This is a genomic window from Streptomyces sp. DG1A-41, assembly GCF_037055355.1.
Classification (GTDB): domain Bacteria; phylum Actinomycetota; class Actinomycetes; order Streptomycetales; family Streptomycetaceae; genus Streptomyces.
The window spans coordinates 7,309,717-7,326,243 of the sequence record NZ_CP146350.1; the positions used below are offsets into that span (position 1 = coordinate 7,309,717).

Sequence of the window (16,527 nt, forward strand, 5' to 3'; positions counted from 1 at the left end):
CAGATTTGATGTCAATCAGTCTGGCGGACAAGGGCAGTTGGGGAAACAGTGAGAGACGAGGTGATCCGCCGCTCCGGGGTCGCCCGCCGATCACCCCTCGGTCGTTCAACGTTCATGTTTCGCCCCGATCCTCCACACGCGGCGCGGTCACGCGCCGCGGACGGCAGCCGCGGACGGCAGCCGCGGACGGCAGCCGCGGACGGCAGCCGCGGACGGCAGCCGCGGACGGCAGCCGCGGACGGCAGCCGCGGACGGCAGCCGCGGACGGCAGCCGCGGACGGCAGCCGCGGACGGCAGCGGCACACAGGAGGCGCTTCATGGGACACGGGCACGCGCACGGCCATCACCACCACGGGCACGAGCACGAGGCCGCGTCGGCCCTGCCCGCCGCCTTCGACACCTCCGTACCCGACGAGGCCCTCACCCCCGAGCAGCGCTCGCGCCGCTCGCTGCTGCGCCGCGCCGGTCTGCTCGGCGCGGGCCTGGCGGCCGGGAGCGTCCTCGCTCAGGCGACGCCCGCCGCCGCCTCGTCCGCCGGACGCCGCAGGGAGGGCTTCCTCTGGCTCGCCGGCGACCACCACATCCACACCCAGTACAGCAACGACGGCAAGTACCGGGTCGTCGACCAGGTCCGCCAGGGTGCGAAACACGGCATGGACTGGCTGGTCATCACCGACCACGGCAACGCCACGCACGCGAAGATCGGCGTCGAGAAGGTCAACCCCGACATCCGCGAGGCCCGCGACGCCTACGAGGACACGCTCGTCTTCCAGGGCCTGGAGTGGAACATCCCGGCCGCAGAGCACGGCACGGTCTTCGTGCACCCGGGCAGGAACGAGGTCGCCGTCCTCAAGCAGTTCGAGACCGACTACGACGGCAGCGTCAAGGGCGCCTCCGACTCCACGCCCGCCAACGAGGCGCTCGCCGTCGCAGGCTTGAACTTCCTCGCCGACCAGGTCCGACGGCGCAAGGTCAAAGACGCGCTGATGCTCGCCAACCACCCGGCGCGGCGCGGCGTCGACTCCCCGCACGAGATCCGCGCCTGGCGCGACGCGACCGGGACCCGGCACCGGATCGCCGTCGGCTTCGAGGGCGCCCCCGGCCACCAGGCCGCCGGCCTGCCCGCCCCGCTCGGTATGGCCCGCGCCCGCGGTATCTACGACAACAACCCCAGCGCCAACTCCTTCCCCGGCTACCCGCCGGAGAGCTACCGCACCTGGGGCGGATTCGACTGGATGACCGCCACCGTCGGCGGCCTGTGGGACAGCCTCCTCGCCGAGGGCAAGCCCTGGTGGATCACCGCCAACTCCGACTCCCACCAGGTCTACGCCGACACCACCGTGCGCGGCGGCCCCGACAGCGACTACCCGGCCAACGGCAAGCACACCGACCCGGTCTACGGCGGGAAGATCGACCTCACCCAGGGCGACTACTGGCCCGGCCAGTACAGCCGTACCCACGTGGGCGCCGACGGTTTCTCGTACGCCGCCGTCATGGACGGCATCCGCGCCGGCCGCATCTGGGTCGACCACGGGCAGCTCGTCAGCGCCCTGGACGTGCGCGTGACGGGTGGCGGCCGCTGGGCCACGCTCGGCGGCGCGCTGCGCGTGAAGAAGGGCACGAAGGTCACCCTGAGCGTCGACGTGGTACCGGCCGGCGGTCCCAACTGGGCCGGGTTCGTCCCGGAGCCGGCCCGCGTGGACGTCATCCAGGGCGATGTGACGGGCCCGGTCGCCGACCGGGACACCTTCACGGCCCCGACCGCCAAGGTCGTCAAGGCGTACGATGTCAGCAAGACCACCGGCGTCATCCGTCTCACCTTCGAACTCGGCCGCGTGGAACGGCCCGTGTACCTCCGGCTGCGCGGCACCGACGGCAACCGGTCCGCCGTCGGCGCGATGGGCGCGGCCGTCGACCCGGCCGGCCCGGCCCTCGACGTCGTCGGCGACGCCGACCCGTGGCGCGACCTGTGGTTCTACACCAACCCCGTGTGGGTCCTGCCCTCGTGACGCCGTACGCCCTCACCGTGGACGCGGGCGTCAGGGAACTGCGCGCGGCCGACCATCTGCTGCACGCCTTGGCAGCCGAACTCGCCCTGTCCGCAGGAGTGTTCGGCTGCACCCACCTGGTGCGCGGCGAACGGCCCCGGGTGGTCCTGTCCCTCGCCCTGCCCTCGGAGCCGATCCGGCGCACCGCCCTGGAGCGGCTCACGGCCCTGGGCCACGAGGTGTCGCCCGGCGTACCGGACCCGGTGGGACGCGCGGTGCTCTACCCGGGCGTCACCTCGCTCACCGGCACGCTGACGGTCGCGGACGTGCTGTCCAGGTCGGCGATCGACCGTGTGACCGTCCTCGGCACGCCGGACCGGCCCGGCCCCGGCACGCCGCTGACGACACGGGACCACGTGCGCCCGCAGTGGCAGGACGGCGCACTCGTCCTGACCGCCATGCCCGCCGCGGGCGGCACCCTCGTCCCCTTCGAGGTTCCCGACCCGACACCGTGCTGCGCGGACCACTGACGCCGGTCAGGGCTGCCGCAGCAGCTTCAGGTCCTCGCCCCAGGAGTCGAGGACCCGGTCGTGGCCGGCTCGCCGTGCCGTCTCCTCGATGTCGGTGAAGAGGGCGCGCTGCGTGTGCGGGTCGCCGTCGGCGAGCAGGCGGCGCAGGACGGGCAGGAGCCGGTCCGCGCCCCACCGCCGGTCGCCCAGTGGCTGCCGTTCCAGCTCCCACTGGAGGTACTTGTTGTAGGGCCGGACCCGGCGGTGCAGGGCGAAGAGCACCTCCAGGGCGTAGGGGACGGACTCGGCGGCGTCCAGGTGACCCATGGCGGGGCGGCCGTCGCGGTAGCTCTTCAGGGAGCGGTAGGTCTGGTTGACGTACGCGTCGAGCCGGCCGTCGACGGCGGCCCTGGCCTCGGTGGCGCCCAGCGTCCGTTTCCCGTCGAGGATCCGGGCGATGGTCCCGTCGAGCCGGTCCAGCAGTACCTCGGCGTGGACGTAGGAGTAGCGCGCGAAGCTGTCGGGGCGGCCCGGCATGCCGCGGGTGCGGAACTCCGCCAGCGGGATGACCACGAGGTCCAGGTGGGCGGAACGGAACCAGTCCAACTCGGCGATCGGCGAGGCGTGCTGGTCCCTCAGGATCACGTGCAGGTCGTAGTCGGAGCGATCCGTCAACATGCCCTCGTGCACCCGGGAGCCGCTGAGGACCAGTCCGACGACGCCGGGATCGGCGGCCGCCCGTGCGGTGAACGCGGCCAGGGTGTCGTCAGGAGTGTTGCCCAAGGTGATGTGCATGGTGATCTCTCCCTGCGGAACGTCAGGGGTACGGGTCGGGTTCGCGTCTGCGGTGTGCGGGACACCGCGGGAGAGATCAGCTCACGGTGCGGAGGTTACTCCGTCCGCATCGCCCGCCGGTATCGATTTACGCCTGCGCCTACAGCGGCCCGTCCGCGATGGCCGCGCCGATCGGGAGACATAAGGTGGCCGGGGAGCCGGGGAGCCGGGGAGCCAGGGAGCCAGGGAGCGGGGACACGGGGGAGGCGGCGGCATGACGCACGGGGCGGCGCGGCGCGAGGACGCCGCCGACGAGGGCTCACCCGGCGCCCGTCCCCTGTGGCGGCAGCGGGACTTCGGCATCTTCTGGACCGCGCAGACCCTCTCCGTCCTCGGCGACTCCTTCGCGCTGATCGCCCTGCCCCTGCTGGTGCTGGAGGCCACGGGTTCGGTCGCGCGGATGGGTCTGCTGACGGCGGTGGGCGGGGCCGCTTCGGTCGTGGCGGCGGTGTTCGCCGGGGCCGTGGTGGACCGGGTGGACCGGCGCCGGCTGCTCATCGCCTGCGACCTCGTGCGCATGGGGCTGTACGGGGTGATCCCGCTGGTGTGGCTTTTCGGCCCGCGGATCTGGCTGCTGTACGTGGTGCTCCCGCTGTGCGAGGCCGTCGGCATGCTCTTCGCGGTCGGCTACGTCACGGTCGTGCGGGGCCTGGTCGGCACCGGGCAACTCACCGAAGCCAACGGCCGGTTGAACGCCACGGCCGCCGCCGCGGGCGTCCTCGGGCCGCTGTGCGCGGGACTGGTCGCCGCCTGGTTGGGCCCGGCCGCCGCGGTCGGCGTCGACGCGGCCAGCTTCGGGGTGTCGGCCACGTGCCTGTTCTTCGTACGGTTCCGCAAGCGCACCCCGGAGGAACCCAGGGACCGGCGCCCGCGCCTGTGGCAGGACCTGCGCACCGGCATCGCCTTCCTCTACGGCCACCCCGTGCTGCGCTCGCTCACCGCCCTGCTGTTCGTCTTCAGCTTCCTCACCCTCGGCCTGAACGACCTCGTCATCTACCACCTCAAGCACGACCTCGGCCATGACGACGGCACGGTCGGCACCGTCATGGCGGTCGGCGCGCTCGGCACCATCACCGGCGCCCTGCTCGTGGCCCGGGCCCGTCGCCGCCTCGGCTTCGGCCCGACGTGGACCGGCTCGGTCGCGGTGTGCGGGCTGGCCTTCGCGGGTCTCGGCTGGGCCCGTGACGTGCCGGTCGTGGCGGCCCTGAGCGCCGCGTTCCTCGCCTGCGTCGGCATGGCGGGCACCTGCTCGCTGTCGCTGCGCCAGGAGGTCACCCCCGAGCACCTCCTGGGCCGCGTCACCTCCGCCTTCTGGACCCTTCAGTACGCGGCGGCACCGATCGGCGCGGCGGTCCTCACCTGGGCGGCGGAGGAACAGGGCACGACACCGGTCGCCCTGGCCGCCGGGACGACCTGCGTCCTGCTCGCCGTGGCCGCCCTGTTCACCCCGATCCGCGGGGCCGGCCGGTCACCCGTTGATCCCGCTGTAGTGCCGCAGACTCCACCGCCACAGCAGCCGCGCCCCCAGATACGCCAGCAGCCCGAGCAGCGGTGAGGCCGCCGCCAGCCAGTACGGCACGCCGGTGCTGTGGCCGTGGCCGGTCAGGACCGCGGCCGGGAAGTAGGCGACGAACGCGAGCGGGAGACCGTAGGTCAGGAGGCCGCCCACCGCCTTGGGGAGGACGTTCAGCGGGTAGCTGCCGAACGTGCCGAGGAGCTCCTCCAGCCAGCGGCCCCAGTAGTCGGCGGCCGGGAATCGCAGGGACGCGCTGGCCACGACCGTGAACAGCGCTGCCTCCAGGAGCATGCCGCCGAGCACCGCCGCGATGAGATACGTGATGCGGCCCGAGGTCCAGTCCAGGTCGCTGCGGGACAGCGCGCCCACCATCAGACCCGCCGCGACCGTGAGGTCCCCGATGGCGTTGGTGGGGAAGAAGGCCAGCTGCATCTGCCGGTGGACCGGCATCGGGCGCATCAGGTAGATGTCGACCCGGCCTTCCTGAATCTGCCGGCCGGCCCAGTGCATCCGCCCCAGGAACAGCACGAACAGACCGTGCGCCAGCATGCGGGTCGCCGGGATCAGCAGCACGTCCGAGCTGTCCCAGCCGCCCATCCCGGCGAACCGGGACAGCAGCACTGTCGCGAACACGATCACCGACACCTGCCAGATCGCCCCGATCGCGATCATCAGCAGGAACTCGGTGCGGTACTCCATCTGCGCGCGGAAGTTGAGCGCCGTGACGCGCCAGACGATCCGCAGAGCCTTCACCGACATCTCAGCCTCCCTGCGAGATCACGCGCCGGGCGGCCCGCCGCCACAGCAGCCGGGTGAACAACGCCAGCACGACCACCCACGCGGCCTGGACGGAGAGCTGGAAGGCCGCGTCGGACAGGGGGATCCGCCCCACGTACAGCGACAGCGGCACGCTCAGCGTGGCCTGGAACGGCAGGAAGGCGCTCATCGTCAGGAACCAGTCCGGGAAGAACCACAGCGGTGCGTACACCCCGGACAGCAGGTTCTGCGCGAACAGCAGGATGAGCATCGCGGCGGTGTTGCGGACCGTCCAGAAGCACAACTGGTCGAGCACCAGCATGACGTAGTACAGGACCCACTGGCCCAGCAGCATGCTGAGCACGAACACCCCGGCCACCGCGGCCGAACGGGGCGGCTCGACGACGCCCGCGGCCAGGCAGATCACGTATCCCGTCAGCGCCCAGGCGAGCCCGTACAGCTGCTCGCCGGCGGCCCGCAGGGCGTAGTAGCGCTGCGGCGGCAGCGGACGCAGGTACCAGTAGACGATGGTGCCGAAGTGCATGTGCTGGAGGACCGTGTCCCGGCCCGCGTACTGGTCCAGCTCCCGCAGCCGGGACGCCAGCACGGCCAGCACGGCGTACGTGACCGCCTGGTCGCGGCTCAGCCCTGCGGTCGTGCCGGTCTGCGCGTACAGGCCGCGCCACAGCGACCAGACCAGCACCACCTGCACGGCCAGCCGGAGGGCCACGGCCGTCATGCGGGGCGGGGCGTTCAGCTCGCCGAGCGGGGTGACGCGGGCGGCGCGCCAGGCGTGCGGCACGGCCACGTCAGACCTCCCCGGCGTGCACGTACGCGGCCCGCATCACGTCTTCCAAATCCGCCTCGTCCAGGGCGATGTCGGTCACCTCGAACCGCTCGATCACGGCCTTCAGCGCCTGGTGGACGGTGGGCGCGTCCGCCCCGTCGGGGCCGAAGACGACCTGCGCGCCGGTGTGCCGCAGGAGCGTGATGCCGGGCGGCGGGACGACCTCGGCGTGCGGATCGGCGAGCGTGGCCCGCACCTGCCAGGTCGAGCCGAACTTCCGGCGGATCTCGTCGAGGGTGCCGTCCAGGACCAGCCGGCCGTGGTTGACCAGCACCACCCGCTCGGCGAGCCGCTCGACCTCCGTCATGTCGTGCGTGGTCAGCAGGACCGTACGGCCGCGCTGCTCCACCTGGTGCCGCAGGAACTCCCGCACCTGCTCCTTGACCACCACGTCCATGCCGATCGTCGGCTCGTCCAGGAACACCACCGGCGGGTCGTGCAGCAGCGCGGCGGCCAGATCGCTGCGCACCCGCTGGCCGAGGGAGAGATGGCGGACCCGGGTGTCCCAGAACGACGACAAGTCCAGGATGTCGTCGAACTCCTCGAGCCGGGCGGCGTGTTCGGCCTTCGGCACCTCGTAGATATCGCGCAGGATCGCGAACGACTCGCGCACCGGCAGGTCCCACCACAGCTGGGTGCGCTGCCCGAACACCGCCCCGACGTTACGGGCGTTGCGCTCCCGCTCCCGGTACGGCACCACGCCCGCGACCCGGGCCTCGCCGGACGTGGGCGTGAGGATGCCGGTCAGCATCTTGATGGTGGTGGACTTGCCGGCGCTGTTCGGGCCGAGCAGGGCGAGGAGTTCGCCCGGGGCCACGTCGAAGGTGATGTCGGTGACGGCGTGCTTGGCCACCCGCTCCGGATTGACCAGTGATCTGACGGCGCCCAGGAAACCGGGGCGGCGGACGGTGGTGTGGAAGGTGCGGGACAGCCCGCGGACCTCGATGGCGACACTCAACCGACTCACCAACTTCCTTGTGGTGAACGCAGTTGCGGCCGGTCGGCTTCGAGGGCCGACCGGCCGCGGATGACCTCCCGACCCTGTCGGAATGTCGATCAATGGGTCAATCGATTAATCGAGTTCTTACCTCGATTTCTTACCTGGTGGTCGAGAACACGAACGCGAACTGAGCCGGCTCGGCCTTCAGGAAGTACTGCGGCAGCGGACCCGGGCCGCACGACTGCGAGCCGATGCCGTGCTGCCCGTGGTCGAGGTTGACCCACACCGTGTCGCCGGGCGTGAGGTCGGTGCGGTGCCGCGCCGCGTCCAGCTCCTCGGTGGTCCAGCGCCGCGCGGTGAACCAGAACTCCGGGTCGCCCTCGATCCGCAGACCGCCGAGCTCCACCCAGCGGACGTCGGCGCGGGCGCCGTTCTCCTGCGGGCGGAGGTACGGCGTCTGGAGCCCGTCCACCGTCGACTGCCAGCGGCCCACCATGGACGCCGCCCGGGTGTCCGGGTACGCCTCGCCGGGACCGCCGCCGAACCACTCCACGGAGTCGGCCTCCGACAGCCCGAAACGGACGCCGAGCCGGGGCAGCGGCACCGTCCAGTCGCCCTCCGGCGTCACGGACACGGTCAGCTTCAGCCGCTCGCCGTCGGACGTCCAGCGGTACACCGTGTCCAGACCGACCTCGCGGGCGGCGGGCGCCACCCGCGTGCGGACCGTCAGCGCGTCGTCGCCCGCCTCGACCGAGACCAGGCGGTGCCGCATGCGGTGCAGGCCGAGCGTGCGCCACAGCATCCCGTAGCGGGTGTCGGTCTGCCACTCCGCGCCGTCGTCGTTGTCGGTCGGTGCCCGCCACACGTCCAGCCGCGGGGCGCTCACCTCGACCCCGCCGATCGACCGCAGCGCACCGGTGCGGGCGTCGAACGCGGCCGGGCCGAGGGTGAACCGGTCCCCGTCGCGCACGGGCCGGTCGTTCGCGGGGAAGGACGGCAGCGGCCGTGCCCCCGCGGCGAACTGTCCCCAGGCCACGACGTGGTCCTTGGCGGCCCACAGCGTGTCGTCGGCGAGCAGCGCCCGCACGGTCCACTGGCGTTCGCCGCCCCGGCCGTCCACGGGCGGCTCCGGCAGCTTCACCTCGGCGCTCTCGCCCGGCGCCAGCGCCGGCACCGGCAGCGAACCCGACTCGACCGTCTCGCCGTCCACCTGGCACGACCACTCGAAGGCCAGCGCGGACAGGTCGGCGAAGTCCTGCTTGTTGGTGATCCGCACGACGCCGTTCGCGCCGTCGCCCTCGATGTGGACCGGCTCGATGACCTTCTTGTACTCGACGAGGCCCGGCGACGGCGTCCGGTCCGGGAAGACCAGCCCGTCGCAGACGAAGTTGCCGTCGTGCAGCTCCTCGCCGAAGTCACCGCCGTAGGCGTAGCCCAGCTCGGCGTGCTTGACGCCGTGGTCGATCCACTCCCAGATGAACCCGCCCTGGAGCCGCTCGTACTTCTCGAACAGTTCCTGGTAGTCGGCGAGCCCGCCCGGCCCGTTGCCCATGGCGTGGCCGTACTCGCACTGGATGAAGGGGAGCTCACGGCGCTTGTGCGTACCGCCGTCGAGCCGCTGCCCGATCTTCTCGACCTCGTCGTGGAAGGCGTACATCCGCGAGTAGACGTCCGTGTCGCGGCAGTTCCAGTCGCCCTCGTAGTGCACCAGACGCTCGGGGTCGCGGTCGTGGATCCACTCGGCCATGGCGGTGAGCCCGCGCCCGGTGCCGGCCTCGTTGCCCAGCGACCAGAACACGATCGACGGGTGGTTCTTGTCCCGCTCGACCATCCGCGCCGCACGGTCCAGCAGGGCCGGGGTCCAGCGGTCGTCGTCGACCGGGTTGTCCCGCCAGTCCTGCTCGGTGAAGCCGTGGGTCTCCAGGTCGCACTCGTCGATGACCCACAGACCGTACTCGTCGCACAGGTCGAGGAAGGCCGGGTGCGGCGGGTAGTGCGAGGTGCGCACCGCGTTGAGGTTGTGCCGCTTCATCAGCAGCACGTCCTCGCGCATGGTCTCCAGGTCGAGGGCGCGGCCCTTCTCGTGGTGCCACTCGTGCCGGTTGACGCCCTTGAAGAGGACGGCCCTGCCGTTGACCTTGATCAGCCCGTCATCGAGGACGACCGTACGGAAGCCGATCCGCAGCGGCACCCGCTCGCCCTCGGTGGCCAGCACACCGTCGTAGAGCTTCGGCGTCTCGGCGGTCCACGGCTCGACGGCCACGGTCACCGACTCGCCGGTGGCGACATCGATGTCCAGGGCCGGGACCGTCACCCGGCCGTCGACGTCGGAGTCGACGCGCAGGGTGCCCTCGCCGGTGGTGTGGTCGTAGGAGGCGTGCACGAAGAAGTCGCCCACACCGCCCGCCGGGCGGTGCAGCAGCGTCACGTCACGGAAGATGCCCGGCAGCCACCACTGGTCCTGGTCCTCCAGGTACGACCCGGCCGACCACTGGTGCACGCGCACGGCCAGCATGTTTTCGCCCGGCTTCAGCAGGTGCCCGACCGCGAACTCGTGCGGCAGCCGGGAGCCCTTGAACTCGCCGAGCTCGGTGCCGTTCAGCCACACCCGGGCGCAGGACTCGACACCGTCGAACCGCAGCACCGCCCCGCCGTCCGACGGCCAGTCGGACGGCAGGTCGAAGGCGCGCAGGTGGTCACCGGTCGGGTTCTCCGTCGGGACGTGCGGCGGGTCCACCGGGAAGGGGTAGAGGTGGTTGGTGTAGATCGGGGACCCGAACGCCCCGTCGCCCTGGAGGACCCAGTGCCCGGGGACCGTGACCTCGGCCCAGTCCCCGGCCTCGTAGCCCTCCTCGGCGAACGAGTCGTCCTCGGCGTCGATCGTCGCCGACAGCCGGAAGCGCCAGCTGCCGTTCAGGGACAGGGACCGCGCGTCCGAGGACGCGTACCAGGCGCGGGGCGGCAGGGCCCCGCTGCCCGGGGAGACGTCCTCGACGTAGTCGACGGAGGTGGTGCGGAAAGACATCGGTCTCCTAGCTCAGCCCTTGATGCCGGTCTGGGCGATCCCCTGCACCAGCCAGCGCTGGAGGAAGAGGAAGACGAACACCAGGGGCAGGATGGAAATGGCCGTGGCCATGAAGATCAGGTGGTAGTTGACGGTCTGGTTGGTCATATAGGACGACAAAGCCACCTGGACTGTCCAGGCACTCGGATCCTGTCCGATGACCAGGGGCCACAGGAAGGCGTTCCAGCCGTTGATGAAGGTGATCGTGGCGATGGCCGCGAAGAAGTTCAGCGAGTTCGGCACGACGACACGCCAGTACGCGCCCCAGTAGCCGAGCCCGTCCACGCGCGCCGCCTCCTCCAGCTCCTTGGGGAACCCCAGGAAGTACTGCCGGAACAGGAAGCACGTGAAACCACTGAAGAGACCCGGGATGATGAGACCCCGGTAGCTGTCCACCCAGCCGAGGGACGAGACCAGCACGAAGCTCGGCACGAAGGTGACCGCCGTGGGGACCATCAGGGTGACCAGGACGGCGTAGAAGACCTTGTTGGCGTGCTTGTACGGGATCCGGGCGAGACCGTAGCCGGCCAGCGAGCAGACCAGCAGGATTCCCACGGTGTGCAGGACGGCGACGACCACGGAGTTCCACAGGGACCGGGCGAAGTCGACGGTGACGTCGTTGAACGGCTCGCTGAAGTTGCCCCACTGGATGGTGGTGGGGAACCACTTCCAGTTCTCCCCGGTGATCTCCGGGTCCGTCATCAGCGCGTTGCGGACGATGAGATAGAAGGGGATCAGGAAGAGGACGGCCGCGATGCCGGTCGCGATGTACAGACCGGTGCTGCTGATGACGCCGCCGCGCTTGGCCTTGGCCGGCTTCGTGACCTTCCCGAGGTCGGGTGCTGTGGTGGTCACTTGGACTCCTCACCCCTTCCGAAGCCCATGATCTTGCCCTGGAACAGCGTGACGATGCAGATGAGCAGGGTCAGGACGACCGCGCCCGCGCTGCCCACGCCGTAGTTCTGGTTCTCGCCGAGGGCCATCTTGTACAGCTCGACCAGCGGCGGCTGGCCCCAGGTGGCCTTGGGCAGCAGGTTCCAGAACTCGTCGAAGGCCTGGTAGGCGGCGATCAGCAAGAGCAGGATCACCGCGGTGGACGTGGCCCGCAGCTGGGGCAGCGTGATGTGCCGGAAGGTCTGCCAGCCCGGCTTGGCGCCGTCGATGGCGGCGGCCTCGTACAGCTCCCGCGGGATGTTCTGGAGCGCCGCAAGGAAGAGGATCATGTAGAAGCCTGACTGCAGCCAGAGGCGTACGGTCACGATGACCAGCCAGTACCAGGGCGGATCGGGGTTGGCCAGCCAGGCGACATTGTCGATGCCGAACCAGCCGAGGAAGGTGTTGGCCATGCCGAAGCGGACGCCGTTGAAGATGGACATCTTCCAGATCAGCGCGGCGGCGACATAGCTGACCGCGGTCGGCAGGAAGAACACCGACCGGAAGAACGCCCGCATGAACCGCAGCCGGTTCACCAGGAGGGCGAGTCCCAGAGACATCGCCCAGGTGGCGGGCACGATGAAAGCGGCGAACACGGTGAACGTGACGAGCGAGTTGAGGAAGTCGTCGTTCGTCAGGATCGATCTGTAGTTTTCGAAGCCGACGAACTCGCTCGGCGTGACCGTGAAGCGTGCCTCGAAGAAGCTGAGCCAGATGCTCCAGCCGATGGGCACGAAGACGAAGATCACCAGGCCGATCAGGAACGGACCGGTGAAGAGCCAAAAGTTGAAGGTGCTGTTCGCCCTCAGGCCCCGCCGCGGCCGGGTCTTGAAGACCTTGGCCGGGGCGGGCTGGGCGACCCCGCGTGTGGTGGTGGTCGACATGTCGAGATCCGTCCGGCGGTCTATCCGAAGAGCTTCTTGAGTTCGGCGTCGACCTTCTTCTCACAGGCGTCGAGCGCGGCCTTCGGGTCGCCGTTCTTGCGGACGGTGTTGGCGATCACGTCCCAGAAGGCGGCGATCATGGACTGCGTCCAGCCGATGTTGTCGAAGTGGCCGAACTCGTTGAAGAGCTTCACGCCCTCAGCCGGCAGGCCGGACTTCAGCTTGTCCGCGGACTGCGCGAGGGAGGTGCGCGGCGGGATGTGGAAGCCGTAGGAGGTGGCGAAGTCCTCCTGGTACTCCTTCTGGTCGATCCAGAGCCACTTGACGTATTCCTTGGCCGCCTCGACGTTCTTGCTCTTGGCGTTGACGAACATCGACCAGCCGCCGTTATAGACGGACTGCTTGCCGGCCGAGCCGACCTTCGGGAACGGGAAGATGCCGATGTCGTCGCCGAGCGCCTTCTGCATGGCCTGGCATGGCCCACATGCCGCACCACTGCATCGCGGTGAGGCCCTGGATGAAGGCCGACGGGTCCCACGAGTCGGCGGGGGCGTCGAGGAGCAGGTTGCCGCTGGTGAAGAGACCGCGCAGCTGCTTGAGGCCCTCAGCGACGGCGTCGGTGTTGAACGCGGGCTTGTTGTCCGCGGTGAGCGTGTCGGCGCCGGCCGACCAGATCAGCGGGCGGTCGACGTTGGTCAGGTCGTTGCCGAGGAAGATGCCCTTGACCTTGCTCGTGGTCAGCTTGTCGGCAGCCTCGATCAGCTCCTCCAGCGTGGTCGGCACCTCGATGTTCGCCTTCTCGAACATCGAGGGCCGGTAGAAGAGGAACTGCGGGTCGTCGATCATCCGGACGCCGTATATCTTGCCGTCGACCGTGTGCGACTTGATGTCGGCCTGGTTGAAGTCGTTCTTGACCGGCTCGATGATGTCGGTCAGGTCCGCCACCTGGCCGCTCTTGACCATCTGAATCTGCGGGTGGAACTCGAAGACGTCCGGCGCGTTCTTGGTGAGCAGTGCGGCGAAGAGCTTCTGCTCGAAGTTGTTGCCGGTGATCCACTGCGTGGTCACGTTGGCGCCCTTGTAGGCCTTCGCGTACCGCTTGACGGCCTGCTCCACGCCGGCCTCGCCGTACGCGTGGAAGTACTGGACGAGGCCCTTGCCCGACCCGGACCCGCCGCCCCGGCCGGTGTTGCTGCCGCACGCGGCCAGTCCGCCGGCGGCGGCCAGGCCCATCGCGGCCCGCAGTACGTTTCGGCGGTCCCAGTTCATGTTGCTCGATGCCGACATGCTGACGTCCTTGTCTCGAGTGCGGCTGCGGCTCTTCGGCTCACTGCCTGATGGCTCACGAGCTGGCGGCTCGCGCCAGATGGCTCAAAGAGAGGTGCGGTGCGGGACGCTAGAGCTTCGGCTAAGGCTTCGGCAAGGGGTTGGACGAAGCCTGTTCGAAGCGTTGTTTCCGGTTCGCGATTTCGAACATGCGGGAGTGGCGGAGGAGTTGCTTCCGCCGCTACGAGGGTGGAGCGGTGGTGCGGCTGCGCGCGAGGGTGGTGCGTTTGCCGTTCTTCTGCCCGACGGCCTGGAGCGCCCCTTCGAGCGCGAACGTCGCCGCGCCCAGGCACACCGGGTCGGTGGGGATCGGGGAGAGGACGATCTCGGTGGCGGCCAGCGGCCGCGGCAGCGCGTGCCGGGCGACGGCCCCGCGCACCTCGTGCAGCAGCGGTTCGCCCAGGGTGCGGGCGACCCAGCTGCTCAGCACGACGATCTCGGGGTTGAACAGGTTCACCAGGTCCGCGACGCCGGCGCCCAGGTAACGGGCCGTCTCCTGGACGACCTTGCGGGCCACCGGGTCGTCCGCCGCGATCCCGCGGGCCAGCGCGTCGATGGTCGCCGTCTGGTCGTCCGGGTGCAGCAGCGCGCTGTCGGGGCCGATCTCGCGCAGGTTCAGCATGATGCCGCGCGCGCCGACGTACGTCTCCACGCAGCCGTGGTTGCCGCAGCGGCACAGGCGTCCGTCCAGCACCATCGTGGTGTGGCCCCACTCCCCGGCGCTGTTGCTCACCCCGCGGTGCAGTCCGCCGCCCAGGACGAGCCCGGCGCCCACGCCGGTCCCGAGGTTGACCACGACGGCGTTGCTCCGCCCGCGCGCGGCCCCGAACCACAGCTCGGCCACCGCGCTGGCACGCAGCGGGTTGTCCAGGTGCAAGGGGTAGGCGATGTGCTCGGTGAGCAGGTCGAGCAGCGGCACGTCGTGCCAGTCCCAGTTGGGCGCGTACTCCGAGGTGCCGGTGGCGCGGTCCACCTGCCCCGGCACGCTCACCCCGACCCCGAGCACCCGGGCGCCCTCGATGCCGGCCTGGGTGACCACCGAGCCGACCGCGGTGGCCACATGGCCCACCACCTGCTCCGGAAGGCTCTCGCCGGCGCGGACGTCCTCCTCGGCGCGGGCGAGGACGTTCAGCCCCAGGTCGAACAGCTCGACGTGGACGTACGTCTCGGCGATGTCGACGCCGATCAGCGCGCCTCCCGAGCTGTTGACCGCCACCAGGCCCCGGGGGCGGCCGCCTGCCGAGTCCTCGAAGCCCACCTCCGTGATCATGCGGAGGTCGAGCAGCTCGCCGACGAGTGTGGCGACCGTGGCGAGACTGAGGCCGGTGGCGGCCGCCAGCTCCTGCCGGGAGGTCGGTGACTCGGCGATGATCTGGCGCAGCACCTCGTAGCGGTTCGCGGTGCGGATGTCACGTGATGTGCGCTTCACCGGGGTGCCCATCCCTTCCCAGACCGGCTCGGGCCGGGTCGACATCGGCACCGGCGCGGCGCAAGGCTATGGGCTGCCGGGACTTTCGACAAGGGGTTAGGAAAGGGGCTTTATAAAGTGCGCTCCTGGTGAGGGCCGGTGATGGCCGATCGCGGTCCGCTCATGATGTCACCGGGCTCGTGCGGGTGCGTCAGTCCCCGTCCTCGACGGCTCCGCCCCCGGGGCACGCCGCCTCGCCGTGGGAGCTCGTGCTCGCGACGGCCGCCGCGAGTTGCTGCTGCACCGGCTCGGGCAGCGTGCTGCCGTGCACGGTGCCCACCAGGTCCCGGGCCAGGTGGTGCAGCTTGGTGTTGGTGTTCTGGGAGGTCCTGACCAGCACGCTCCAGGCCGCCTCGGGGCTCAGGCCGAAGGAGGCCATCAGGATCCCGCGGGCCAGGTCGATGGTCGGCCGGGTCTGCATGGCCCGTCGCAGCTGGGCGACTTCGGTGCGGAGGTCCTGGTCCTCCTCGTCGTCGCCCGTCCGCGGGCCGGGCTCGTCGGCGGCGGGGCGTACGGCGTCCCGGTGCGGGCCCGGAGCCGCGAACAGCGCTCGGGTGCCGGTCATGTCGAGCAGGCGCGCGACCGCGAGGCCGCTGGAGCGGACGGTGACCGTCTTGCCCTGGTCGAGGGCGCGCAGGCGCAGGTCGAGCAGCATGTTGAGCCCGGAGCAGTCGCAGAACCCGACCGCGTCCAGGCGCAGGTCGAGGCCGCTGCCCGACAGCGTGAGGATGTCGTGCAGATCCGGCAGCAGTCGCCGGCTGCCCAGGTCGAGTTCACCCCACACGGTGACGGTCATCCGGTCGCCGTCCGGTACGACGTCCATGGTCGCCGCGCATGGCGGGATCGCCGTCGCAGAGTGCGCAGGGTCCGGCATGGCCCCGTTCTCCCTTGTCTGTTCGCCCTGCCTCCGTTTTCCAGCGTTGCCTCTCTACCCCACACCCGTCAACCAATACATGAAACGCAGTACGTGTTTTTGAATACGTGTACGCCTGGTCGGTAGAGTTGGAGCATGGATGGAGTGCCCGAGCCACACACTGGATGGACGTTTCTCACCAACCATGCCCGGGTGCTGGCAGCCATCGCCGACAATCACAGCGCCCGTATCCGGGACATCGCGGCCCACTGCCGGCTCACCGAACGCGCCGTCCAGAAGATCATCGCCGACCTGGAGCGGGACGGTTATCTCTCCCACACCCGGGAGGGCCGCAGCAACACGTACCGGATCGACCCCGGCAAGGTGCTGCGTCACCCCGCCGAGGCCGGCCTGACCGTGGCGTCGCTGCTCTCCCTGCTCGTCGAGGACGAGGCCGACCGCGCCACGACCCCCAGCGAATCCGGCCGGCCGCACGCCACGACCTGACCCTTCGGCCGTCCACCGCCGGACGGCCGGGCCCTCTCGCTAAGTGGTCCACGTTCGAAGTCCTTCGAGGGGTGAATTCGGATCCGGTGTTGTGTGACTGCC

13 protein-coding genes and 1 pseudogene are annotated in these 16,527 nt (G+C 70.3%); 4 read left to right on the forward strand and 10 right to left on the reverse strand.

The window, feature by feature from the left end; all coding sequences use genetic code 11:
• The first annotated feature begins 317 nt into the window (after window positions 1–317).
• Entirely contained in the window at window positions 318–2,009 is a 1,692-nt protein-coding gene (locus V8690_RS34025; protein ID WP_338783913.1) for a PHP domain-containing protein, read from the forward strand.
• Window positions 1,991–2,518 carry a hypothetical protein gene (locus V8690_RS34030; protein WP_338783914.1) on the forward strand — a complete coding sequence of 176 codons (528 nt, stop codon included), beginning with the start codon at window positions 1,991–1,993 and terminating at the stop codon, window positions 2,516–2,518. The genes V8690_RS34025 and V8690_RS34030 overlap by 19 nt, the downstream gene beginning before the upstream one ends.
• A gap of 6 nt (window positions 2,519–2,524) precedes the next feature.
• Here V8690_RS34030 and V8690_RS34035 read toward each other — a convergent pair whose 3' ends face one another.
• Window positions 2,525–3,292, reverse strand: coding sequence for a hypothetical protein (locus V8690_RS34035; RefSeq protein ID WP_338783915.1), 768 nt, complete (start codon window positions 3,290–3,292; stop codon window positions 2,525–2,527).
• A 253-nt stretch (window positions 3,293–3,545) separates the two neighbouring features.
• Here V8690_RS34035 and V8690_RS34040 point away from each other — a divergent pair, with 253 nt between their 5' ends.
• Window positions 3,546–4,886 carry an MFS transporter gene (locus V8690_RS34040; RefSeq protein ID WP_338783916.1) on the forward strand — a complete coding sequence of 447 codons (1,341 nt, stop codon included), beginning with the start codon at window positions 3,546–3,548 and terminating at the stop codon, window positions 4,884–4,886.
• On the opposite strand, the gene V8690_RS34045 is transcribed toward V8690_RS34040, so the two are convergent.
• The 9 genes and pseudogenes from V8690_RS34045 to V8690_RS34085 all read right to left on the reverse strand — a co-directional run bounded on the left by V8690_RS34045 (window position 4,800) and on the right by V8690_RS34085 (window position 15,939).
• On the reverse strand, window positions 4,800–5,606 hold the full coding sequence (locus tag V8690_RS34045) for an ABC-2 family transporter protein (protein ID WP_338783917.1): 807 nt from the start codon (window positions 5,604–5,606) through the stop codon (window positions 4,800–4,802). The two genes, V8690_RS34040 and V8690_RS34045, sit on opposite strands and share 87 nt — an antisense overlap.
• A gap of 1 nt (window position 5,607) precedes the next feature.
• Complete coding sequence (locus V8690_RS34050) at window positions 5,608–6,411, reverse strand: ABC-2 family transporter protein (RefSeq protein WP_338783918.1); 804 nt, start codon at window positions 6,409–6,411, stop codon at window positions 5,608–5,610.
• Between the two features lies 1 nt (window position 6,412).
• Window positions 6,413–7,408 (reverse strand): ATP-binding cassette domain-containing protein, encoded by a 996-nt coding sequence (locus V8690_RS34055; protein ID WP_338785545.1) that lies wholly within the window; start codon window positions 7,406–7,408, stop codon window positions 6,413–6,415.
• Between the two features lie 139 nt (window positions 7,409–7,547).
• Window positions 7,548–10,415, reverse strand: a complete 2,868-nt coding sequence (locus V8690_RS34060; protein WP_338783919.1) for a glycoside hydrolase family 2 TIM barrel-domain containing protein — start codon at window positions 10,413–10,415, stop codon at window positions 7,548–7,550.
• Between the two features lie 12 nt (window positions 10,416–10,427).
• The gene (locus tag V8690_RS34065) at window positions 10,428–11,309 is read right to left on the reverse strand and encodes a carbohydrate ABC transporter permease (RefSeq protein WP_338783920.1); all 882 of its coding nucleotides are present in this window, start codon (window positions 11,307–11,309) and stop codon (window positions 10,428–10,430) included.
• Window positions 11,306–12,271 (reverse strand): sugar ABC transporter permease, encoded by a 966-nt coding sequence (locus tag V8690_RS34070; RefSeq protein WP_338783921.1) that lies wholly within the window; start codon window positions 12,269–12,271, stop codon window positions 11,306–11,308. The genes V8690_RS34065 and V8690_RS34070 overlap by 4 nt, the downstream gene beginning before the upstream one ends.
• Window positions 12,272–12,291: 20 nt before the next feature.
• A pseudogene (locus V8690_RS34075) lies at window positions 12,292–13,558 on the reverse strand (sugar ABC transporter substrate-binding protein).
• Window positions 13,559–13,778: 220 nt separating this feature from the next.
• A complete protein-coding gene (locus V8690_RS34080; protein ID WP_338783922.1) occupies window positions 13,779–15,026 on the reverse strand; it encodes an ROK family transcriptional regulator in 1,248 nt (415 codons plus the stop codon).
• 190 nt (window positions 15,027–15,216) lie between these two features.
• Entirely contained in the window at window positions 15,217–15,939 is a 723-nt protein-coding gene (locus tag V8690_RS34085) for an ANTAR domain-containing protein (protein ID WP_338783923.1), read from the reverse strand.
• A 135-nt stretch (window positions 15,940–16,074) separates the two neighbouring features.
• On the opposite strand from V8690_RS34085, the gene V8690_RS34090 reads away from it, so the two are divergent.
• The gene (locus V8690_RS34090; RefSeq protein ID WP_338783924.1) at window positions 16,075–16,425 is read left to right on the forward strand and encodes a helix-turn-helix domain-containing protein; all 351 of its coding nucleotides are present in this window, start codon (window positions 16,075–16,077) and stop codon (window positions 16,423–16,425) included.
• Window positions 16,426–16,527 lie beyond the last annotated feature (102 nt).